4 protein-coding genes are annotated in these 3,567 nt (G+C 34.6%); 3 read left to right on the top strand and 1 reads right to left on the bottom strand.

Features of this window, described 5'->3' with window-relative positions:
- The first annotated feature begins 445 nt into the window (after positions 1-445).
- Positions 446-2,071, top strand: a complete 1,626-nt coding sequence (locus tag C200_RS04705; protein ID WP_032126382.1) for a SulP family inorganic anion transporter — start codon at positions 446-448, stop codon at positions 2,069-2,071.
- Between the two features lie 90 nt (positions 2,072-2,161).
- On the opposite strand, the gene C200_RS04700 is transcribed toward C200_RS04705, so the two are convergent.
- Complete coding sequence (locus C200_RS04700) at positions 2,162-2,476, bottom strand: hypothetical protein (RefSeq protein ID WP_016211834.1); 315 nt, start codon at positions 2,474-2,476, stop codon at positions 2,162-2,164.
- Positions 2,477-2,732: 256 nt separating this feature from the next.
- On the opposite strand from C200_RS04700, the gene C200_RS14180 reads away from it, so the two are divergent.
- Positions 2,733-2,993, top strand: a complete 261-nt coding sequence (locus C200_RS14180) for a hypothetical protein (protein WP_051307365.1) — start codon at positions 2,733-2,735, stop codon at positions 2,991-2,993.
- A gap of 19 nt (positions 2,994-3,012) precedes the next feature.
- Positions 3,013-3,501 carry a protein kinase domain-containing protein gene (locus C200_RS04690; RefSeq protein WP_016211836.1) on the top strand — a complete coding sequence of 163 codons (489 nt, stop codon included), beginning with the start codon at positions 3,013-3,015 and terminating at the stop codon, positions 3,499-3,501.
- Positions 3,502-3,567: the final 66 nt, after the last annotated feature.

The following is a 3,567-nucleotide window of genomic DNA, read 5'->3' as shown; positions in this document are numbered from 1 at the left end:
CTGTAAGGAGAAGGCATCGTTTTTCCTTATTGTATTTTTTAACCTACTGATATTATGTCAGAAACTGTTAATCCAGCGCTATATTATGATTGTACTTTTTTTGCTATAAAAGCCTAACTTAAGCTGTTTTCTTTGTTTTTTTAATAATAACGAAGCTAGAAAAACCTAGCTATGTGTTGACGAAAAAACTGCGTTTTAGTGTGTTTATTTTATAATTTGTATGAGAATCCGTCATAACTGCATATTTTTTATGAACTTCGATGATCTATTATGAAATTTGAGTCCATGTTTTCAATAAGCTGTTAATGTGAAAATTCTAAAGGCACATCTTAATACTAATTATTAACTATAATTATAGTTATTATTTATAGTGTTATATATCGTTTTATGGTTTGATAAAAAAATCTAAATTCTTTAGAAAAACTCGTTCAGTAGTGAGTAATGGATTATAAAAAGTAAATTTTTAAATAATGTCAAAGGTAATGTATTTGGTGGTATCACTGCAGCGATTATTGCCTTACCAGTAGCGCTTGCTTTTGGTTTATCATCTGGTATGGGGCCGATGGCAGGGCTATATAGTGCTGTTTGTGTGGGGCTTTTTGCGGCATTATTTGATGGGACTCCAGCACAAATATCAGGCCCAACAGGGCCGATGACTGTGGTGATGGCAGCAACATTGATTAACTTAAATGATGTGGATGCTGAAGCCGGACTTGCTATGGGCTTTACGGTGGTTGTGCTTGCTGGATGCTTTCAGATTTTATTTGGCTTGGCAAAGTTGGGTCGATATATTACTCTCGTTCCTTACCCGGTGATTTCTGGTTTTATGAGCGGAGTTGGGGTGATTATTATCATTTTGCAATTACCCCCTTTATTTGGCTATCCTCTTTTGGCAAACCTATGGCAGACGGTGTTAAACATTACAGATATGCTTGCTGCACCAAATTATACTACATTTTATATCGGCTTAATTGTTCTTGTGATTGCTTTCTTTTGGCAGGGCCGTTTGAATCAATTCTTTCCTGCTTATTTATTAGCCCTTATTGTTGGTACGGTAATTTACTTGATTATTTTTAAAAATAATGCTGATATGATTTCTGTGATTGGTAATATTCCCTCTGGGATACCTAAATTACATTGGCCGACCTTTGATATACCGCACTTAAGAGTGATTATTACCTCTGCTTTACTGTTAGCTGTATTAGGTGCGGTAGATTCTTTATTCACATCACTTGTGGCAAATAATATAACACATGAACATCACCACTCTGATCGTGAACTCATTGGCCAGGGTTTAGGCAATATGGCTTCAGGCTTGATCGGTGGTTTGCCTGGAGCAGGCGCAACCATGCGCACTGTTGCTAGTATTCAAGCGGGAGGTTCAACATCACTTGCTGGGATTGTGCATTCGTTGATTTTATTAGCTGTTGTTTTAGGAGCTGGACATTACTTTTCAAGTATCCCTCATGCGGTTTTGGCAGGTATATTGATTAAGGTGGGTACTGATATTATTGATTGGAAATTTATTGTTCGCTTATATCGCTTACCTATTTTTAGCAGTATATTAATGCTAATTGTGCTGCTATTAACGGTTTTTGTTGATTTAATTAGTGCTGTTTTTGTTGGTGTGTTTATTGCCAATTTAGTGACTATTGACCGTTTATCTCATATTCAGCTTGATGGAATTTCTTTATCTGATGGCATTAAAAATCGGCATGATTTGCTGAGTAGTGAGGCAGATAAACTGCGCAAAAAAAGAGGTCAAATTGTACTGTTTCGCTTAGTCGGGGCGATTAGTTTTGGTGTTGCCAGACAAATTAAAAAGCAAATTTCAGACTTTAAAGAGCACCAGATGCTTGTTTTAGATTTATCTCGTGTTTCTTTAGTTGGAGTGACGTCGATTATTATGATTGATGATATTGTTCAAGCTGAGCTTAATAAAAACAATAAAGTGTATATTATCATGGATGAAGAAGGGGTAGATGAAAATCTTGAAAAAATCTCCATACTAAAAAAACTAAAGCAAGAATACTTTGTTAAGTCTTTGGATGAAGTTCTTAGAAAGTGTTAAATTAATGTTATTTTTTATTAATTATTTTTAATGTAAATGCCACAATATTATTATGTTGTGGCATTGTTGATACTGGTAATCTTTTTTCAATTAATGTGAGTGGTCATCGCCAAAAAGAATGCTATGGGTCAGTTTTTTTAGCTCATTAACAGCCAGCTCTGGAGTTACTTCGTTATGTTGTTCTGCAAGGACATCACCAGCATCATTAATCATAGCATTTAGGACTTGGGCTGCTGCATTAATATGCATAAAAATGGGTTGCTTGAAAATAAGTTCATCTTCATTAAAGCTTGCAGTATGTTGGTTGATTGTTTTAATAGTACATTCGTAAAGCATATCACAAAGTGATTCAAAATTTTTCTGCTCTTTCTCTTCGCTTAGGCTTAGCTCTGTATCTTGGTTCATAGTCTTTCTCGCTTTATTTTTTTTAATAGTTAATGATAACTTTTTTGAAAGATATTTTCCAACTATTATTGATTTATGACCTGCTCGCAGATTGTGGAAGCTTGACTGAGGATTTGATCTGTTTTTGTGAAAATAATATCTTATCTATCATAAACTTTAAGTCTTTACAGGAGTTTACATGAAAATAAAGTAATCTAAATTTTATTTTTGATATATTGGACAATCAAATTTTATAAAGATTTAGAGATTAGATAGTATGCCAATATTAGAATATCAAAGACCAAGAAGTGGTTCAGTAATTGAAAGACGACTGGAAAGCGGAGTAGTTGAATCATATCAATCAATAAGAGATCTTGGTCAAGGAGGTAATGGAAGTGTAAGGCTGTTTGCATCTAAAACTGCTTTAGAACGTTATGCAGTAAAGCGACCACTTGAAGTACAACGCCATAGTTTAGATTATCTTAAGTTAGAGGAAAGGTTATCCAAACGCAGAAGTTTTATTTTCAGCAACTTCTAATATCGACGGTCGCTTAGTTATGCCGTTTTTTCCAGGTGATAGTTTTAATGCAGCACTGACAAAAGACCCAGATAGCGTTGATGAGATTATTCTTGCTGTAGCACTTGAGCTTCAAAGAATTCATCAAAGCGGTGTAATACATGGAGATATTAGATCCGATAATATCATTATCGAAGAAAAAAATGGGATATTTAATGCAAAATTTATTGATTTTGGTTGGGCATATGAATATCCAAGTGATGATAACGTTATAGTTACTAAATGTTCATATTTTGCACCAGAAAGAGCTAAAATAGATCTTAAAGCCCACCCAAGTCAAGATATTTATTCTTTTGGTTGGATGTTAGGTATTGCTCACGACCTAGTAAAAGAGATACCAGAAAAATTTTATGGCTTTCTTATAGGCGCTAATGAGGAAGACCCTGTATTACGACCAGAATTAAGATTATTGATCAAGGCTAACTTATGCCCTACTTTGGGAGAATATTATACCCAACTTGTGAAATGACCCCCTCCCTTCCGACAAAAACGAACCTCAATTAAGAAATTATTTTTGCCCCTGAAAATACCTCGG

It is taken from the genome of Piscirickettsia salmonis LF-89 = ATCC VR-1361, from assembly GCF_000297215.2.
In the GTDB taxonomy this organism is placed as follows: Bacteria; Pseudomonadota; Gammaproteobacteria; order Piscirickettsiales; family Piscirickettsiaceae; genus Piscirickettsia; species Piscirickettsia salmonis.
Note: the sequence above shows the minus strand (reverse complement) of the source record. Positions and strands in the feature narration are given on the sequence as shown.

Excerpts from the sequence above, each read along its gene's own strand:
- C200_RS04700 (WP_016211834.1), bottom strand. The coding sequence starts at position 2,476 with ATGAACCAAGATACAGAGCTAAGCCTAAGCGAAGAGAAAGAGCAGAAA.
- C200_RS14180 (WP_051307365.1), top strand. The coding sequence starts at position 2,733 with ATGCCAATATTAGAATATCAAAGACCAAGAAGTGGTTCAGTAATTGAA.
- C200_RS04690 (WP_016211836.1), top strand. The coding sequence starts at position 3,013 with ATGCCGTTTTTTCCAGGTGATAGTTTTAATGCAGCACTGACAAAAGAC.